Annotated in this window: 17 protein-coding genes and 2 tRNA genes; 10 read left to right on the top strand and 9 right to left on the bottom strand. The window is 62.4% G+C overall.

The features are described 5' to 3' along the window. Positions 1-107: 107 nt before the first annotated feature. From PJE01S_RS08225 to PJE01S_RS08205, 5 genes are all read left to right on the top strand, one after another. Positions 108-1,628 (top strand): 3-hydroxyacyl-CoA dehydrogenase, encoded by a 1,521-nt coding sequence (locus tag PJE01S_RS08225; protein ID WP_068832670.1) that lies wholly within the window; start codon positions 108-110, stop codon positions 1,626-1,628. Positions 1,629-1,778: 150 nt separating this feature from the next. After that, on the top strand, positions 1,779-2,558 hold the full coding sequence (locus PJE01S_RS08220; protein WP_068832669.1) for an oxepin-CoA hydrolase, alternative type: 780 nt from the start codon (positions 1,779-1,781) through the stop codon (positions 2,556-2,558). 251 nt (positions 2,559-2,809) lie between these two features. Next, on the top strand, positions 2,810-3,535 hold the full coding sequence (locus tag PJE01S_RS08215) for a Crp/Fnr family transcriptional regulator (RefSeq protein ID WP_068832668.1): 726 nt from the start codon (positions 2,810-2,812) through the stop codon (positions 3,533-3,535). A gap of 3 nt (positions 3,536-3,538) precedes the next feature. Beyond that, positions 3,539-4,630, top strand: a complete 1,092-nt coding sequence (locus tag PJE01S_RS08210; RefSeq protein WP_068832667.1) for a phosphotransferase — start codon at positions 3,539-3,541, stop codon at positions 4,628-4,630. Positions 4,631-4,694: 64 nt separating this feature from the next. Further along, positions 4,695-5,954 (top strand): acyl-CoA dehydrogenase family protein, encoded by a 1,260-nt coding sequence (locus PJE01S_RS08205; RefSeq protein WP_068832666.1) that lies wholly within the window; start codon positions 4,695-4,697, stop codon positions 5,952-5,954. Between the two features lie 127 nt (positions 5,955-6,081). Here the strand turns inward: PJE01S_RS08205 and PJE01S_RS08200 are convergent, their stop codons facing one another. From PJE01S_RS08200 to PJE01S_RS08190, 3 genes are all read right to left on the bottom strand, one after another. Further along, positions 6,082-6,765, bottom strand: a complete 684-nt coding sequence (locus PJE01S_RS08200) for a hypothetical protein (RefSeq protein WP_068832665.1) — start codon at positions 6,763-6,765, stop codon at positions 6,082-6,084. A gap of 169 nt (positions 6,766-6,934) precedes the next feature. Next, the gene (locus PJE01S_RS08195) at positions 6,935-7,576 is read right to left on the bottom strand and encodes a DUF1109 domain-containing protein (protein ID WP_068832664.1); all 642 of its coding nucleotides are present in this window, start codon (positions 7,574-7,576) and stop codon (positions 6,935-6,937) included. Continuing rightward, positions 7,573-8,145 (bottom strand): sigma-70 family RNA polymerase sigma factor, encoded by a 573-nt coding sequence (locus PJE01S_RS08190; RefSeq protein WP_068832663.1) that lies wholly within the window; start codon positions 8,143-8,145, stop codon positions 7,573-7,575. The genes PJE01S_RS08195 and PJE01S_RS08190 overlap by 4 nt, the downstream gene beginning before the upstream one ends. A gap of 257 nt (positions 8,146-8,402) precedes the next feature. Here PJE01S_RS08190 and PJE01S_RS26160 point away from each other — a divergent pair, with 257 nt between their 5' ends. Both PJE01S_RS26160 and PJE01S_RS08185 read left to right on the top strand, forming a co-directional pair. Further along, entirely contained in the window at positions 8,403-8,537 is a 135-nt protein-coding gene (locus PJE01S_RS26160; protein ID WP_281178580.1) for a hypothetical protein, read from the top strand. A gap of 480 nt (positions 8,538-9,017) precedes the next feature. Then, a complete protein-coding gene (locus PJE01S_RS08185; RefSeq protein ID WP_068832662.1) occupies positions 9,018-9,722 on the top strand; it encodes a glutathione binding-like protein in 705 nt (234 codons plus the stop codon). A 143-nt stretch (positions 9,723-9,865) separates the two neighbouring features. Here PJE01S_RS08185 and PJE01S_RS08180 read toward each other — a convergent pair whose 3' ends face one another. From PJE01S_RS08180 to PJE01S_RS08170, 3 genes are all read right to left on the bottom strand, one after another. Further along, positions 9,866-10,396: a tetratricopeptide repeat protein gene (locus tag PJE01S_RS08180; protein WP_084389428.1), complete on the bottom strand. Its 531-nt coding sequence runs from the start codon at positions 10,394-10,396 to the stop codon at positions 9,866-9,868. 288 nt (positions 10,397-10,684) lie between these two features. Next, positions 10,685-10,761 (bottom strand) — tRNA-Arg (locus PJE01S_RS08175). A gap of 42 nt (positions 10,762-10,803) precedes the next feature. After that, positions 10,804-10,880: transfer RNA gene (locus PJE01S_RS08170), tRNA-Pro, on the bottom strand. A 199-nt stretch (positions 10,881-11,079) separates the two neighbouring features. Here PJE01S_RS08170 and PJE01S_RS08165 point away from each other — a divergent pair. Then, a complete protein-coding gene (locus PJE01S_RS08165; protein WP_068832660.1) occupies positions 11,080-11,475 on the top strand; it encodes a DUF488 domain-containing protein in 396 nt (131 codons plus the stop codon). 15 nt (positions 11,476-11,490) lie between these two features. Here PJE01S_RS08165 and boxB read toward each other — a convergent pair whose 3' ends face one another. From boxB to PJE01S_RS08150, 3 genes are all read right to left on the bottom strand, one after another. Beyond that, positions 11,491-12,915, bottom strand: a complete 1,425-nt coding sequence (gene boxB, locus PJE01S_RS08160; protein ID WP_068832659.1) for a benzoyl-CoA 2,3-epoxidase subunit BoxB — start codon at positions 12,913-12,915, stop codon at positions 11,491-11,493. A gap of 145 nt (positions 12,916-13,060) precedes the next feature. Beyond that, positions 13,061-14,755: a 2,3-epoxybenzoyl-CoA dihydrolase gene (gene boxC, locus PJE01S_RS08155; protein WP_068832932.1), complete on the bottom strand. Its 1,695-nt coding sequence runs from the start codon at positions 14,753-14,755 to the stop codon at positions 13,061-13,063. Positions 14,756-14,760: 5 nt separating this feature from the next. Next, the gene (locus PJE01S_RS08150) at positions 14,761-15,678 is read right to left on the bottom strand and encodes a helix-turn-helix transcriptional regulator (protein ID WP_068832658.1); all 918 of its coding nucleotides are present in this window, start codon (positions 15,676-15,678) and stop codon (positions 14,761-14,763) included. Between the two features lie 132 nt (positions 15,679-15,810). Here PJE01S_RS08150 and PJE01S_RS08145 point away from each other — a divergent pair, with 132 nt between their 5' ends. Both PJE01S_RS08145 and PJE01S_RS08140 read left to right on the top strand, forming a co-directional pair. After that, a complete protein-coding gene (locus tag PJE01S_RS08145) occupies positions 15,811-16,302 on the top strand; it encodes a flavodoxin domain-containing protein (RefSeq protein ID WP_068832657.1) in 492 nt (163 codons plus the stop codon). A 90-nt stretch (positions 16,303-16,392) separates the two neighbouring features. Beyond that, positions 16,393-17,970 (top strand): benzoate-CoA ligase family protein, encoded by a 1,578-nt coding sequence (locus PJE01S_RS08140; protein ID WP_068832656.1) that lies wholly within the window; start codon positions 16,393-16,395, stop codon positions 17,968-17,970. Positions 17,971-18,038: the final 68 nt, after the last annotated feature.

The raw sequence follows: 18,038 nt of genomic DNA, 5'->3' as shown, positions 1-18,038 counted from the left end.
CTGACGTCTTCCCCTCTCAAAACCGTGGGGATGAACACCGCTGAGGCCCGCCATGCGCCGGGTTCTCACTTGCCAGACGGCGCCTGCCGCTCGGCCATAATTCGGTGATGGAACTAATTCAGAAAACCGTTGGAATTGTTGGCACCGGGGCCATGGGCCGTGGCATTGCGCAGATCGCCGCGCAAGCCGGAAGCCTCGTCAAATTGATGGACGCCCAGGCGGGCGCAGCGGACAAGGCCCATGCGGCCATTGCGGCCCAATGGGACAGGCTGGTCGAAAAAGGCCGGCTGGAGGCCGCCACGGCGGCAAAATTCAAGACCCGTCTCGTGATCGCCGGCGCACTCTCCGATCTGGCCGATTGCGACCTGGTCATTGAAGCCATCGTCGAGCGACTCGACGTCAAGAAGGTCCTGTTCGCCGAACTGGAGGACATTGTGTCCACGCAGGCCATCCTGGCCAGCAACACCTCCTCCCTCTCGGTCACGGCCATTGCCGCGGCGCTCAAGCACCCCGAGCGTTTTGCCGGCTATCACTTCTTCAACCCCGTGCCCTTGATGAAGGTGGTGGAAGTCATTGCGGGACTCAAAACCAGCCCTGCGGTATGCAGCGCCCTGAGCCAGTACGCCGTGCAGATGGGCCACACGCCCGTGCACGCGCAAGACACGCCCGGCTTTATCGTCAACCACGCGGGGCGCGGCTACGGCACCGAAGCGCTGCGCATTGTCAGCGAAGGCGTTGCCGATTTCGCCACCATAGACCGCATCCTGCGCGACCAGGCCGGCTTCAAGCTCGGCCCCTTCGAGCTGATGGACCTGACCGCGCTGGATGTGTCCCACCCCGTCATGGAGTCCATCTACCACCAGTATTACGAAGAAGCCCGCTACCGCCCGAGCGTGATCACCGCGCAGCGCCTGGCCGGCGGCATCCTGGGCCGCAAAACCGGCGAGGGTTTTTACCGCTATGCGGATGGCGTGCTCCAGCTTCCCACAGAAGCGCCCGCGCCCAAGGTCGCCGAAATGCCGCCGGTGTGGGTCTCGCCGCGCGCCTCGCGGCGCTCCGAATTGCTGCAGCTGCTGAAAAACCTTGGCGCCAAAATTGAAACGGGCCAGTCCGCGTCGCCCCAGGCTTTGGTACTGGTCGCCCCGCTGGGTTTCGACATCACCACGGTGGCCGTGGTGGAGCGGCTCGATCCCGCGCGCACCGTGGGCATCGACATGCTGATTGACGACGCCGCCACCAAGCGCCGGGTGCTGGCCACCAACCCGGCGACCCGCAGCGACATGCGCGACGCCGCCCACGCCCTGTTTGCCCGCGACGGCAAGCCCGTGAGCGTGATCCGCGACAGCGGCGGTTTCGTCACGCAGCGTGTGCTTGGCACCATCGTCAACATCGCCAGCGACATCTGCCAGCAGGGTATCTGCAGCCCGAAAGACCTGGAAACCGCCGTGACGCTGGGCCTGGGTTACCCCATGGGCCCGCTCGCCATGGGCGACCGCTACGGCCCCACCAATGTGCTGGAAGTGCTGTTCAACATGCAGACCGTGTATGGCGACCAGCGCTACCGTCCCTCCCCCTGGCTGCGCCGCCGCGGCGCCATTGGGCTGAGCCTGACGCATGTGGAAGAATGAAACACCCCCGTCGGATGCTCGCTTCGCGTAGCACCGTTCTCCCTCTAGGGGGCGGCGCCTGCGGCCTGGCAAAGCCAGTTCCGCGGCCCCCACTTGTACGGGGACCCATTCCCTGCCTATCCCTCATTTCGATGTATTGGAAAAATTGACATGGCAGGCGCACTGAAAAGTACCAGCGAGGGCAGCACCCTCATCCTCACGCTGAGCAACCCCGAGTTCAAAAATGCGCTCGGGCCCGAGATATACGCAGCGGGCGTTGAGGCCCTCAACGCCGCCGAGAACAACTCCGAAATCCGCAGCGTGGTCATCACCGGCGAGGGGGCGCTGTTTTGCGCCGGCGGCAACCTGCAGCGTCTGCAATCCAACCGGCGTGAAGCGCCCGAGGTACAGGCCCAAAGCATCGACGGCCTGCACAACTGGATAGACTCGATACGCACTTTTCCCAAACCGGTGATCGCTGCCGTCGAAGGCGCGGCCGCCGGCGCCGGCTTTTCACTGGCACTGGCCTGTGACTTTGTGGTGGCGGCCAGCAATGCCGTGTTCGCGATGTCTTACAGCACGGTGGCGCTGTCGCCCGACGGTGGCGGCAGCTGGAGCCTGGCGCGTGCCCTGCCGCGTGCCCTGGCCAGCGAGCTGCTCATGTGCGGCGAGCGCATCAGCGCCCAACGGCTGCATGAGCTGGGCCTGGTGAACCGCGTCAGCGCCGCAGGAGACGCGCTCACGCAGGCTCTTCAGCTGGCCGACCAGCTCAATGCCCGCGCGCCCAATGCGCTGGCCAGCATCAAGGAACTCATCAACGACGCGCCGGTCAGCACGCTGAGCCAGCAGCTGGCCAGCGAACGCGACCACTTCGTGCGCAACCTGCACCACGGCAATGGCGGCGAAGGCATTTCCGCATTTCTGGAAAAACGCACGCCGCGGTACCGCTAGGCCAGGCCGGCATCACCGGCTGCCGCGCGCGGACCGGAATGCATTTTCCCTCTATAAAACGAGCTGTAGCCCCGGCTGTAAGGGCGTCAGCCGCTATCAACTCAGGAGAATTGATGGCACCGCTTGGCTGCCACCGGTTTTTTGCCGCGGCTCCAGTGATTCCGCCGCGACGCCCATGTGACAGCGGCCTGCCACAGGCCGCGTCCCTCAAGCGACAATGTCATTCTTGTTAGTCACTCAGAAGACAGCTCATGGACGATCCTATTCTTACGATAGATGAAAGAGAGGCCATCAACGGCGGCCGCTGGTTTTCATCCCTGTCCCCTTCCCTGAGACACGACATACTTCGATGCGCCTACGTCAAACGCTACAAAGACGGCGAGCTGATTGCCGCTCGCGGCGAACCGCCCGAAGAATGGATTGCTTGCGCCAAGGGCGCGGTGCGGGTCAGTTCGACCTCGATTTCGGGCAAGCAGATCACGCTGACCTATGTCGAGCCCGGCATCTGGTTTGGCGATGTGGCGATTTTCGATGGCGAGCGGCGCACCCACGACGCCTACGCCCACGGGGACACCACGCTGCTGTGCGTCTCGCGGGCCGATCTGCGCAAAATCCTGACCCAGCATGTCGAGCTGTACGAAGCCATGCTGCGCCTGCATGCGCGCCGCATCCGGCAACTCTTCGGCCTGGTGGAAGACCTCAACACCCTGCCTTTGCGGGCGCGGCTGGCCAAGCAGCTGCTGCACCTGGCGCGCAGCTATGGCGTGCCCAGCCTGGCCGACGCGAGCGAAGTCCGCATAGGCCTGCAGCTGGCGCAGGAGGAGCTGGCCCAGCTGCTCGGTGCTTCGCGCCAGCGGGTCAACCAGGAACTCAAGGCCATGGAGCGCGAGGAAGCCATACGCATCGAACCGGGCGGCCTGGTGATACGCGACCGCGCCATCCTGCTGCGCATTTCCGAAGCTGAGATTGACAAATAAATCATGAGCAACTTCGACCACTTTATCGGCACCCGGGCCGTCTCCGGCGCCCACGCCTTTGACACCGAGGCCCTCAGCGCCTACCTGAGCCAACAGCTGGCCGGCTTCCAGGGTCCGCTGACGGTGGAGCTTTTCAAGGGCGGCCAGTCCAACCCGACCTACAAGCTGATCACGCCCGGCCGGTCTTATGTGATGCGCGCCAAGCCAGGCCCGGTCGCCAGGCTGCTGCCTTCCGCCCATGCGGTGGAGCGCGAGTTCAAGGTCATGCAGGGCCTGCAGGGCACGGACGTGCCGGTGCCCCAAATGCACTGCCTCTGCGAAGACGAATCCGTGATCGGCCGCGCCTTCTATGTGATGGAGTTTGTCGAGGGCCGCGTGCTCTGGGACCAGGCCCTGCCCGGCCTGACGAACCTTCAGCGCGGCGAGATCTACGACGAGATGAACCGCGTGATCGCCGCCCTGCACAAGGTGAAGTTCGCAGAGCGCGGCCTGGCCGACTACGGCAAGCCCGGCAACTACTTTGAGCGCCAGATCGGCCGCTGGAGCAAGCAGTATGTGGCCTCGGTCACCCAGCCCATCCCCGAGATGGACAGCCTGATGCAGTGGCTGCCCGCCCACATCCCGGCCAGCGCCCGTGATGAGAGCCTGGTGTCCATCGTGCACGGCGACTTCCGGCTCGACAACCTGCTGTTTCACCCCAGCGAGCCGCGCGTGCTGGCCGTGCTGGACTGGGAGCTCTCTACCCTGGGCCATCCGCTGGCCGACTTCAGCTACCACTGCATGGCCTGGCACATTCCGCCCGGCGCGTTCCGCGGCATTGGCGGGCTGGATGTAGCCAGCCTGGGCATTCCCACCGAGGAAGAATACATACGCCGCTACTGCGAGCGCACCGGCCTGGCCACGCCCGAGGCCCTGAAAGCCGACTGGAACTTTTACCTGGCCTACAACCTGTTTCGCCTCGCTGCCATTTTGCAAGGCATTGCCAAACGCGTGGAGGCCGGCACCGCTTCCAGCGCCCAGGCGGTCAGCTCGGCGGCCGGCGCGCCGCTGCTGGCCAGGATGGCCTGGGGCTTTGCACAGAAAAGCCAGGCTTAAAACCTACCCACCCTCCTTCCGTCAACACGGCCAATCACCCCCTATCACCCCTCCAGGAGATTTCATGGACTTCAACTACACGCCCAAAGTACAGGAACTGCAGGCCCGCCTGCTGAAGTTCATGGATGCACACATCTACCCGAACGAAGCCCGCTTCTTTCGCGAAATTGCCGAAAACCGCGCCAGGGGCAATGCCTGGATTCCCACCACCCTCATTGAAGAGCTCAAACCCAAGGCGCGCGCCGCCGGCTTGTGGAACCTGTTTTTGCCGCACTCCCCGCGCGCGCCCGAAGGCCTGTCCAACCTCGAATACGCGCCGCTGTGCGAAATCATGGGCCGCGTGCCGTTTGCCGCCGAGGTCTTCAACTGCTCGGCCCCCGACACCGGCAACATGGAGACCATCGCCCGCTACGGCTCCGAGGCCAACAAGGACCAGTGGCTGGAGCCGCTGCTCAAAGGCGAGATCCGTTCGGCCTTCCTGATGACCGAGCCCGAAGTCGCCTCCTCCGACGCCACCAACGTGCAGTGCCGCATCGAACGCGACGGTAACGACTACGTGCTCAACGGGCTCAAATGGTGGTCGTCCGGCGCCGGCGATCCGCGCTGCGCCATCTACATCGTGATGGGCAAAACCAACCCCGATGCCGGCCGCCATGAACAGCAATCCATGATCCTGGTGCCGGCCAACACGCCGGGCATCACGGTGATCCGCCCGCTCTCGGTGTTTGGCTACGACGATGCGCCGCACGGCCACATGGAAGTGCGGCTGAGCAATGTGCGCGTGCCCGCCAGCAACCTGCTGCTGGGCGAGGGCCGCGGCTTTGAAATCGCCCAGGGCCGGCTTGGCCCCGGGCGCATTCACCACTGCATGCGCTCTATCGGCAGCGCCGAGCGCGCGCTCGAACTGATGTGCAAGCGCCTGAACAGCCGCGTCGCCTTTGGCAAACCAATCGCCCGCCAGTCGGTGTGGGAAGAGCGCATTGCCGAGGCCCGCTGCATGATCGAGCAGGCGCGTCTGCTGACACTCAAGGCCGCCTTCATGATGGACACCGTGGGCAACAAGGTTGCCAAGGCCGAAATTGCCATGATCAAGGTGGTCGCGCCCAACATCGCCTGCCAGATCATCGACTGGGCCATTCAGGCCCACGGCGGCGGCGGCGTCTCGGACGACTTCCCGCTGGCCTACGCCTATGCGCACCAGCGCACCCTGCGCCTGGCCGACGGCCCCGACGAGGTGCACCGCGCCTCGCTGGCCAAGCTGGAACTGGCCAGGCACCTGTTGATGCCGGGTGAAGTCGAAATGCCGGTGACGCGCGGCGCCTGAGCCTCTTGAGCCTCTTTAGCGCCCCGGGCTAATCGCCAAACGCTTTCCCCCCCCCACGGTTTTCGCTATCAAGTCAATAGCACCCGGCGCCCGTTAATTATGGGCTAGAGGGGGTTTTTACTCTTGATCAGAGCGTGATATCGATGGACAGGCCGGCAATCGCCGACTCGCAGGCGCTGATGAAGATCAGGGCGGCATGCCCCAGCGTGGGCATGTCGGCAGGCGTGTACTGCATGCGCAGGTAGACCTTGCCGCGCAGCAGCATCAGGATGAAAGGCAGCTGCGCCCCCGGTGCCGGTTCCGGCCACGACATCAGCCGTTCGGCCAGAGGGGTATCTATCCAGGCCAGGGCCTGGCTGCGCTTGTCGGCCATCACGGCATAGCGCGCCGAGAAGCTTGCGGGCAGGTGGCCTAAATCCACTTCCGGGTACATGGCCAGCCAGCGCATTTCCTCGGTCAGATTCGGGTCTACCGTGGTTTGAAGTGTGTCCGTGTATATCGCGTAGGCGCGCTTTTCCAGCGACTCCTTCAGCGGCCGGTTCATGATCACCACCGACGCATCATCTGTGACATTGAGTTCGGCACGAGCCCGGAGTTCTTCGCCATCAATGTAGTCACGCGAAGAGTAGCCACACTCCATTTTCCAGCGCCTGTTGCCCAGGCTGCCCGTCAGTGAAAAGCCTTCGCCCGTGGCCGGGCGGGCGTAGGAAAAGCCCTGTTGGCGCGCCCAAACAGACATTGCATCCGTCAACGCAGAGTCGCCGGCCTGGGCGCGGTCCTGACGCAAGACTTTTCTGAGCCGCTCAAACATGGTTCTCGCTTTTCTTCTTGAAGTTCAGCAAACATCATAGGGGTAAAGAAACCGCCATGACCCATGCTTGCGCATGGCCTGCTCAAAGCCGGCGTTCGCGCCATCGGCCGCGCGGCCGAGTTGCGTCAGTCAAGGGCCCGAACAGGCCGGGCCAGCTTCGAAACTCTGGCTACCAATGCAGAAGACGCGGCCCCAGCAGGCTGCCAGCCAGCGCAAGGAGAGCCATGCTACCCAAGTACCAGGTTCCCACGAAGGGGGCCGCCATTTCATGGCAATGAAACGCATACACAAACCCGCCCACCGCTCCGGCAAGCAGCCCGGCGGCGGCGCCGGCGAGTGCCAGACGCGTCGGTGCCAGTCCTTTCATCGCCCAAAAAACGCCCATCAGGACAGGCAGAGAAACCAGGGTAATTTTCAGCAGGCAGGAAGCCCAGCTACGGCCAAAGACCAGCGCCTGACGCTGGTCCGGCTCGGCACTGGCGAAGGCCCATAAGCCCACCAGCCACATCAGCAGTACCGGCACCACCAGACCGACCCAGACGCCGCCAAGTCGCATGCCCGGGCGCGACAGCCGTTCGACCGCAAAACCGCCCACGATGGCCAGGTTGGCCGTAAATGCCAGCTTCATCCAGAACATCGGCAACAACGCCAGCGCCCCGAGGTCGGAACGCACGCCGAATGTGACGCTCATCAGCAGGGCTGCCGCCAGGCCGCCCCAACCCAACGCCATACCCAGGCGCCTGGCGCCGGCATTCGGGTTCTCCGACGTCACGTTCGCCGCGAGCAAGGAAACAAGCTCGTCTGTTTTCACAAATCCTCCCGCATTTTTGCGGCCAGCGCTTTCAGTCCCCGATGGACGCCTACCTTGACCGCCGATTCCGACATTCCCGTCATTTGTGCGACTTCCATGACCGATAAACCCTCCAGCTTGACATGCACGATGGGCAGTCGCTGCCTGTCCGGCAAACCTGCCAGGAGCTTGCCAAGGTCACGCCGCGCATCCGCCACATCGGTATCCGAGCTGGCAAAAATCTCCAGTTCGTCGTCCAGCGGATCGTTCATCGCCTCGCGGCTCGATTTTGAACGAAGCAGATCCACCAGCTTGTAGCGAGCGATGGCATGCACCCATGCCGTCAAGGGCTGATCCGGCCGGTAGGTATGCCGCTGGTTGTGCACCGCGAGCAGGGTCTCCTGCACGAGATCCTCTACATCATCGGACCATCGAAAGAGTTTTTTCCTGAAGAAACCACGCAAATGCGCGCTCAATTCTTTCAGGAAGCTGTGGTAGGCAGCCCCATCGCCGGCCAGCCCCTGCCCCAGCAGGTTTTTCAACCGCTCCTCGCTTTGCACAATCCGGAGGTCCTTTTGTATTCGTTCCATGGCGCGGATGGGTTACACGTGCGTCAAAAAAATACATCTGAAAATTTTGCCTTGCCGCGTAACCCGCAGGCGGTTTCAACCGAATGAGTAACAGGATAGACCGTATTACTTGCAGTCGCAAAGAAGCAGCCCTCTTTGGCTGTTTCTTTTTGTAGGTGTGACCCATCGCGATTGCCTGAGCTGTCCTGTAGAGTTTGCCGTCATGATTCCACGCGAACTCTAGACTTCATCGGCCCTGGAATCGCAAGGAGACTCTCATGAGCAAGCTCGCACGGATTGCCCTCGTGATCGTGGTTCTGATTTCTGCCGGCTGTTCTTCCATGGGCATGAGCGGAAGCGCCGCAACTTCTAATCACACGACGTCGGACTCATTCTTTCCTGGAAGCGAATAACGGATCCGGGCGGCTCGGTGCCGGAGGCAATACCGGCATCCGCCTCCTGCCGGCCTATCAGCATCGGTGACCGCCTTGCCGTCCCCTTCCCTTTTATTGGTCATTTTTTAGCGCAGCCAATGAACCTGGCTCGCGCCCTGTATTTCGTGTGAGGCCCGCTTTCCTGCCTGCCCTGCAGGCGGTGCCGGGCTGCGTTTTCCGCATCATCAGGCGCTTGTCGATGCGGTCATGCCGTCGTGTGCTGGAAGTTCATGCCCCTAGCGGGTCATGCTGAGCATGTTGTTGCATGCGGAGCGGAAGAAAACCTCCATCGCCGCACTGACTCGCCAACGCTTGCTCGACGGTGATTACCCTATTCCGCTTGTCCGGGGCATATCCGCCGCTATAAGCTTGCATCCGGCTCTGCGCTGGGCCCGCCAAACATTGCTTTTGCTTTTCCCTTAAAGTGCTGCACGTATCACCGTACGCAAGAAAGCACTCATGATCAATGTTTACTCATGGTCCACACCCAACGGCCACAAGGTCCACATCATGCTGGAGGAATGTGGCCTGCGCCTGGGGCGCGACTGGCAGGCCTTTCCGGTCAATATCGGGGCAGGCGACCAGTTCAAGCCGGAGTTTCTGGCGATCAGCCCCAACAACAAGATCCCGGCGCTGGTTGATCCTGATGGCCCGGACGGCAAGCCGATTTCCCTCTTTGAATCGGGCGCCATTCTGCTTTATCTGGCAGCCAAAACCGGCAAATTGCTGCCCCCAACAGACCGGCTCAAATTCCAGACGCTTCAGTGGCTGATGTTCCAGATGGGCGGCATCGGCCCGATGCTGGGGCAAAACCACCATTTCCGCATGTACGCCCCCGAGAAGATTGACTACGCCATCAACCGCTACACCAACGAAACCCGGCGGCTCTACGGCGTGATGGACAAGCAGCTGGCTTCCAGCAAATTCATCGCCTGCAACCAGTACACCGTCGCCGATGTGGCCATCTTCCCGTGGCTGCGCAACTGGGAAAACCAGGGCATAGCCTGGGCCGAGTACCCGCATTTGAAGGACTGGTTTGACCGGGTCAGCGCCCGTCCGGCCGTGCAGCGCGGCGTCAAGGTACTGGCCGACCTGCGCAGCCCGATCCGCGACGACAGGGAACGCGAGATTTTGTTCGGCAAGACGCAGTACCAGAAACGTTGAAATACTGAGTCAGAACCGGCTTCAGCCCTTGGCAGACGCAGGAGAGCAGCTATCAAGTCAATAGGATCGAGCCCGCGCGGCTGAATTGAAGTTTGAAAATTGGTGCCTGGATCGCGCCGCCAAAACGGATCGGCAGCACCACACTAGCTGGGGTGCCACTTGTGCGCGGCAGCCTCGACCGCGGCGCGCTTCTCCGGCGTCAGGCGGCGCGCCACAAAATCACGGTTTCTTGCCGCATTTTGATGCCCTTGCGCACTTGCCAATAGCAACCAGAAATAAGCTGCCTGCTCGTCCTTGAGAGCGCCCTTGTCGTTGCGATATATCTCGCCCAGGTTGTACTGGGCATTGGCATCCCCCTTGTCGGCGGCTTTTCGGTACCATGCCACCGCCTGCCGGTCGTCCTCAGGAACGCCCAGGCCGTTGCGATACATCATGCCCAGCTGGAACTGCGATTTGGTATGCCCCTGCTCGGCCAGTTTTTTGAACCCCGTAAAGGCCGCACGGTCATTCCCTTGCTCAACGGCTGCAAGCGACTGCTCGTAGGTCTGGGCCTGTACCAAGGTGCCGGTGATGAGCGCGACGGCGAAAATCCCTGCGCTTGCCAAATTTCTCATGACGAATCTCCTTGGTGAAGACTGACGAAATAACGGGATCGGGTCAATTTCAGGATCCATAGGGGCTGGTTGTTACTCTAGTGCAAACAGTTGTATCTTGAACAGCTACCCATGGCCCGATTGGGCTGAAGTAGTATTCACCCGATTCGGTAACTAGTGACGCCCCTACCTGAGACAGGCATGGTCATCAGGCAGCGCCTCAAAAACAATTGATTGGAGATTCCACCGCGGGTCTTGGGACATGGCTAAAACGGGTTTTGCCTGTCCGACTTCGTGATCGTTGGGGTGCAGATCAGGCCTCAGCCCGAATGTGACTTTAAGGGGCCGCTGCAGCTTGACTCGGTCGACTGGCCTGTCCGGAGGGGATCGAACCCCCGACCCTCAGCTTAGAAGGCTGATGCTCTATCCAACTGAGCTACGGACAGATATAAAAAAAGCCCACAAAGTGAGCTTTTTAAATGGATTAATGGTCGGAGTACAAGGATTCGAACCTTGGACCCCCTGGTCCCAAACCAGGTGCGCTACCAGACTGCGCCACACTCCGACTAGACACATATTATAGCGAGAACAAAAGCCAAACTTTGAGTACGGGTTCATTTTTTTGCAAGTCTGCCAAAGACCGGTTTTCAGGGGCCCCACCCCGCGCGCCGGAGCAGTCCGGAAACCTCGGTTTGCCGGCTGCCGGCATTCCGCCCAACTGCCTCACAATGACGTGCTGACAGGCAGACCCAACAGGAGATCCCATGGCCATAAAGATCGTGAGGCTGGGCACGGCGCGAACTGCCGGCGAAGGATTGCGCATCGGCACGGTGCGCCGTCCGCCGCGCGGCGTGCCCAAGGCCGAGTTCGCTGCGCAGAACTGGTACGACGTGTGGTACCCCAACCTTTCGCCGCAACCGGACACCATGAAGCAGGCCCTGGCCGCCCAGAAAAACCACGACGCAAAGGCCTGGGCCGATTTCCAGCGGAAATTCCGTGCCGAGATGCGGGCGCCCGAGGCCAGCCACAGCCTGGACTTGCTGGCGGCGCTGTCACACAGCAGCAACTTTGCGATAGGCTGCTACTGCGCGGACGAAGCGCACTGCCACCGTTCGCTGCTGCGCGAGCTGCTCAGCGAACGGGGTGCGCTTATTGCCTGAACCGCGCCAAGCCGCTCAGAGCTTCACGTACTCGTATTCCAGCGGGTTGGCGTTGATGCCGCGGTCCGGCGGCGCAATCCAGGCCGCCATCTTGCCGGGCTCGGTGACGCGGTTCATCAGGCTTTTGACGAAAGCCGTATCCGCCGGCGTGGGCAGCCACTGGTCTTTTTTTGCCTCGAATTCGGCGGCGCTGATGGGCTGGCCTTGCGGGTCGGTGCAGGCACCCGCCCAGGCACCGACTTCACGGCGAAAGCGCGTTGACGGCAAGGCCAATTCAAAGTCCACCCCGGCCCGCTTGATACCCATGTTCCAGCGCGTCACGCCCACGTTGCAGTCTTTCACGTACTCCAGGCGCGTGATCTCGTTCATGCCATTGCGCGTGGAAATGGTTTCGTTCTTCACGCCGCCCTGGCCGTCCGGCACCTGGATGCTCATTTCGGTTTCCAGCTCGACATGGTCGGCAAACTTGGCTTCATCGGGCCGGCCCTTGATGCCGTTGCTGAAGTAGTTGGCCGCGTTGCTGGAGGCCTCGGAGCCAAACAGGTCCAGCGAGGAGGTGAACCAGAAGTTCATGAATTTCTGGATGGTCGGCAGGTCAATCACACCGGCATTGCGCAGCGAAGCCACATCGTCGGTATCCAGCTCCTTCATCACTTCCAGCGTGCGCTTGATGACGCGGCCGACACCGGTCTCGCCGACGAACATGTGGTGGGCTTCCTCGGTGAGCATGAAGCGCGTGGTGCGCGCCAGCGGGTCGAAGGCACTTTCAGCAAAGCTTTTCAGCTGGAACTTGCCGTCGCGGTCGGTGAAGTAGGTGAACATGAAGAAGCTCAGCCAGTTGTCCATGGGCTCGTTGAAGGTGCCCAGGATGCGCGGCTTGTCGGCGTCGCCGCTGTGGCGCATCAGCAGCTCCTCGGCCTCTTCGCGGCCGTCGCGGCCAAAATGCGCGTGCAGCAGATACACCATGGCCCAGAGGTGGCGGCCTTCCTCGACGTTGACCTGGAACAGGTTGCGCAGGTCATAGAGAGACGGCGCGGTGTGGCCCAGCAGGCGCTGCTGCTCCACCGATGCGGGCTCTGTGTCGCCCTGCGTGACGATCAGGCGGCGGAAGGTGGAGCGGTATTCGCCGGGCACGTCCTGCCAGACGTCTTGCCCCATGTGGTCGCCAAAACCGATCTTGCGGCCCTCTTCCTTGTCGGCCAGGAAGATGCCCCAGCGGTAGTCGGGCATGGGCGTGTAGCCGTAGCTGGCCCAGCCGGACGCATCCACGCCGACGGCGGTGCGCAGGTACACCTCCTTGGCTTTGAAGTCGCTCGGGCCCATCTCGTCCCACCAGTTCAAAAAGGCCGGCTGCCAGTGCTCCAGCGCGCGCTGGAGCTGGCGGTTGTCGCCGAGGTTGACGTTGTTGGGGATGAGGGCTTGCAGGTCTATGGTGCTCATGATCAGGTCCTTGAAAATCCAGATAACTAGGCGTCTTGCCCCCTCTCCCCCTGGGAGAGGGTTAGGGTGAGGGCCGGCGGCCTCAAAAGCGGACGCGGGGAGCCCTCACCCCTGCCCTCTCCCAGAGGGAGAGGGAGGAAGAAAATCAGATGCGTTTCCAGTCGAATTTGGCCTTTTTGCCGGTGCCGAATAATTTCAGCGCACCGTCTTCGCCCACCGCATTCGGTCGAATGAATATCCAGTTCTGCCAGGCCGAGAGGCGGCCGAACACGCGGGTCTCCATGGTTTCCTTGCCGGGAAAGCGCAGCGAGGCCTCCATGCCGGTCATGGCATCAGGCGAGAGGCTGGCGCGCTCTTCCAGCATGATGCGGATCTCGTCTTCCCAGTCGATGTCGTCGGGCGTCAGGGTGACCAGGCCCAAGGCCAGCGCCTGGTCGGCGCGCAGCTTGCTGTCGCCCAGGTTCTTCAACTGGGTGATCGTCGCTTCGTCTTCGCAGAAGCGCGTCTGCAAACGGGTCAGGCCGTTGACGGCCGGGAACCAGCCGAAGTTGGCGGCGCTCAGTTGCAGCGCGGGGGCGCTGTCGGGCGCATCGGGCAGGTCCAGCATGTAGATGCGGTCGCAGGCCAGCGCCAGTTCGTAGAAGGTGCCGGCAAAGCAGGAGCCGGCGTCAAGCAGCGCAATCAGCGAGCGGCTGGTCACGTCCAGACGCGCCAGGGTGCGGCGCAAGGCGCCCGTGGTTTCCTTCACCAGCCAGTGGTCATTGAGTTTGGCCAGCACCTCATCCATGCGGATGACCTGGCCGGCATCGCCCTGCGTCTTGATGACCCAGGTGCCGACTTCGAGTTCGTTGGTGCGCAGGTTGAGGACGGCGTCGTCGAGTTCGCGCTGCAGCTTGAGCGGGTACCAGCTGGCGCCAGCCGCTTCAATCGTTTCGGGCGTCGACTCGATCACCGCAGCCGGCGCCTTGACGGTGATAGTGGCCATGCGCTTTTCGCGGTCCACCTGCACATCGACCACGCTGTAGTGGTAGCCGGTGTCGTCGATCAAGGCCTTCAAGGGCGTCAATTCAATGCCTTTTGAGGCTGCAGCCCTTGTGGACTGGGCGCGAAGCGCTTCAATTTCCGTAGCAAGCAAGGCATTGAACTGCTGCGGCTTGGCATAGGCGTCAATCAGCTTCCAGTCCCTGGCGCGGTCGGCGCGCACGCCTTCCGAGGTGGTGCAGAAGATGTCGGCCAAGTCGCGGCGCACTTTGCGCTTGTCGGTCACACGGGTCAGGCCGCCGGTGCCGGGCAGCACGCCCAGCAGCGGCACTTCGGGCAGGCTCACGGTCGAGCTGCGGTCGTCCACCATCACGATGCGGTCGCAGGCCAGTGCCAGCTCGTAGCCGCCGCCGGCGCAGGCACCGGTGACAGCGGCAATCGCCTTGAGGCCATCGTGGCGCGAAGAGTCTTCCAGGCCGTTGCGGGTCTCGTTGGTGAATTTGCAGAAGTTCACCTTCCAGCCGTGGGTTGAGAGGCCCAGCATGTAGATGTTGGCGCCCGAGCACCAGATTTTTTCTTTGCCGCTTTCAAACACCACCACCTTCACGGCTGGGTGCTCAAAACGGATGCGGTTGACGGCGTCGTGCAACTCGATGTCCACACCGAGGTCGTAGCTGTTGAGTTTGAGCTTATAGCCGGGCTTGATGCCGCCGTCCTCATTGATGTCGAGTTTGAGGCGCGCGACGTCACCTTCCACACTCAGCGCCCAGTGCTGGTATTTGCTGGGGTGGGTGGCAAAGCTCACCAGCTCGCGCTCCTGGCCTGCGATGACCTGTTTGAACAAAAGCGGCTCTGTCATGGCATTCACGGTGTCTCCTTGGCGGGCGATTTTTCGGATAGGGATTTGGCCTGGGGAACCGCGCGGTCGAGGTCCTTCAGGCTTTGTTTGAGGGTGCGTGCCGCGGTGTCGACCACCGCGTCGGCGCGGGCATACAGGGCTTCGCGGCTGGCCAGGATGCGGCGCAGGTCGTCCAGCGCCTCGCTGGTGGCGCCATGCGTTGCGTCGAAGGGCCGCATGTCGCCCTGGGCCACCACGCGGGCCATGTGCTCTTCGGGGCTGGCCTTGAGCCAGACGCAGTAAAAACGGCTTTGCAGCAGGTCAAAGGTTTCACGCTCGCTGACAATGCTGCCACCCGTGGTCATCACCACGCCGCCCGGGTGGTCTTCGGCAATGCGGAACAGCGCGCGCCGTTCGTAGCGCCTGTAACCGGCCTGCCCGTGCAGCAGCAAAATCTCGTTCATGCTGGTGCCGGCTTCGCGTTCAATCTCGCGGTCGAGCTCAATGAAAGGCACGCCGCGCTCGGCCGCCAGCTGGCTGCCCAGGGTGGATTTTCCCGCGCCGCGCAGGCCGATCAGCGCAATGCGCTGCTCGCGGCCCAGGGACTCGTTCATGCCGAAGCTGCTACCCAGCATGGCGTAAGCCTGGTCCAGTTGCGCATCATCGAGTCGAGACAGCAGGCCCTGCACGCGTGCCAACGCCGGACGCGGCGCATCCTGCAGCAGCTCAAGAATGGAGATGTTCAGCGCGCGGGCCGCCGACTCCAGCGAGTTGATGGATACATTGCCCTTGCCCGTTTCCACATCGGCCAGGAAACGCTCGCTCAGACCCGAGTCGGAGGCCAGCTGCTTGCGCGTCATGCCGCGGCGGGCGCGCCAGGCACGAACCCGGGCACCCAGCTCGCTCAGCGTGGCTTTCGATTCCTGTTCAGACGTGATTTCCAAGGGACACCTGCTTTAAAAGTACGGCTTCCAGAGCCTTCTCAACATGCTGGTTGCGTTTTGACTTAATTGCAGTATACTTCACATCAATTCCACGTCAAGCAGTTTATTGCATATTTCTTTGGAGGCCTTTTGATGAAGCTCAAAATCCTGGTAGGCACCATGACCAGCACCGCCGACTACGTCGCACAGGCGATCCAGATGGATTGCGCCGACCTGGTGAGTGATATTGAAGTCACGCTGATGGACGGCCTGGACATCAGCGTCTTTGATGCCGCGGCAGCAGAAGATGCACTTTACCTCATCTGTACCTCGACTTATGGCTCCGGCGACGTTCCCGACAATGCCCGCGCGCTGTACGAATCCCTGGGCGCGCAGCCGCAGTTTTTGGGTCATGTGCGCTACGGGGTGATCGCCCTGGGCGACCGCACCTATCTGCAGACCTTCTGCTTTGGCGGCAAGAAATTTGACGAGCGGCTGCAGGACCTGGGCGCGCAGCGCATAGGCGAGGTCTGGTGCCACGATGCAAGCAGCGGCACCATGCCTGAAACGGAAGGCACCGAATGGTGCCGCCAGTGGCTGACGGAGGCACTGCATGCGCTCAATGGCAGTACCGCCACCGCCTGAAATATAACAATAAATCATGCCGTAGCGCTTTATTCATCGGCACAAGCAGCTACATAAATAATAGCAACCGGAAGAACTCTGGAGACAAGCATGCAACTGAGCCGAGCCGACCATTCGGTGAGCCCGCCCGTGGTGGACATCCCCCGCGACTACAACGCCGCCCATGACCTGCTGGCACGCAATGCGCAGCGCCCCGGCAAGATCGCCTTTATCGATGCCCTCAGCGGCGAGCAGCTGAGCTACGGCGAACTCGCCGAACAGTCCCACCGCTTTGCCAATGCATTGCGGGCCCAGGGCTTCGCGCCCGAAAGCCGCGTCATGCTGGCCATGCTGGACACGCCGCAGTGGCCGGTCGCTTTTTTAGGCTGCATCCTGGCGGGCGTGGTGCCGGTGGCGGCCAACACCCTGCTGACCAGCCAGGACTTCGAGTTCATGCTGCGCGACTCGCGCGCCCAGGGCCTGCTCGTCTCGCAGGCCCTGCTGCCGGCCTTCGAGCCGCTGCTGGGCATGGTTGACTCGCTCAAGACCGTGATAGTGTCCGGCACCGAAGAATCCTCATCGTTTGCGACGCTGGCCCAGCTATTACGGGCAGCATCAGCTACCAAAACCATAGCAGCCACCAGCGCGGACGATGCCTGCTTCTGGCTCTACTCCAGCGGCTCGACCGGCACGCCCAAGGGCACGGTGCACCTGCACAGCCACCTGATCCAGACGGCCGAACTCTATGGCCGCGCGGTGCTGGGCATTCAGGAGTCCGACGTGGTGTTTTCCGCGGCCAAGCTGTTTTTTGCCTATGGCCTGGGCAATGCACTGACCTTTCCCATGAGTGTGGGCGCCACGGCCGTGCTGCTGCCCGGTCGCCCGACACCGGCCGAGGTGTTTGGCCTGCTCAAAAAATACCAGCCGACCATTTTTTATGGCGTGCCCACGCTGTATGCCGCGCTGCTCGCCGACCCGGCCCGCCCGGCGAGGTCGGAACTGAGGCTGCGCATATGCACCAGCGCGGGCGAGGCGCTGCCGGCCGAGATCGGCAAAAAATGGACGGCGCACTACGGCTGCGAAATTCTGGACGGCATAGGCTCGACCGAAATGCTGCACATCTTCCTCTCCAACCGGCCCGGACAGGTCCGCTACGGCACCACCGGCCAGGCGGTGCCGGGCTACGAGTTGCGCATCGTCGGCGACGAGGGCCAGGAATGCGGCGCCGGCGAGATCGGCGAGCTGCAGATCAAGGGCCCGAGCGCCGCGCTCATGTACTGGAACAACCGCGCCAAAACCAAGGCCACCTTTGCCGGCGAGTGGACCAAGAGCGGCGACAAGTACACGCGTGATGCCGACGGCTTCTACACCTACGGCGGGCGCAGCGACGACATGCTCAAGGTGGGCGGCATCTATGTCTCGCCCTTCGAGGTCGAGGCCTGCCTGATGACGCATCCCGCCGTGCTGGAAGTGGCCGTGATTGGCCTGGCCGACGCCGACGGACTGATCAAGCCCAAGGCCTATGTGGTCCTCAAGGCCGGCCAGAGCGCGACCATGGACGAGCTCAAGGCGCACGTGAAGCTGCAGCTGGCACCCTACAAATACCCGCGCTGGCTGGAGTTCGTCAGCGAGCTGCCCAAGACGGCCACCGGCAAGATACAGCGCTTCAAGCTGCGCCAGCCGCAGTAGCCTGAAAGGCTCGGTCGCCCTCTTCATGGCATGAAAGTCAGGCGGAAATCCGCGCAAAAGTGGCCGCT

Source organism: Polaromonas jejuensis NBRC 106434 (assembly GCF_001598235.1).
Classification (GTDB): Bacteria; Pseudomonadota; Gammaproteobacteria; order Burkholderiales; family Burkholderiaceae_C; genus Polaromonas; species Polaromonas jejuensis.
Note: the sequence above shows the minus strand (reverse complement) of the source record. Positions and strands in the feature narration are given on the sequence as shown.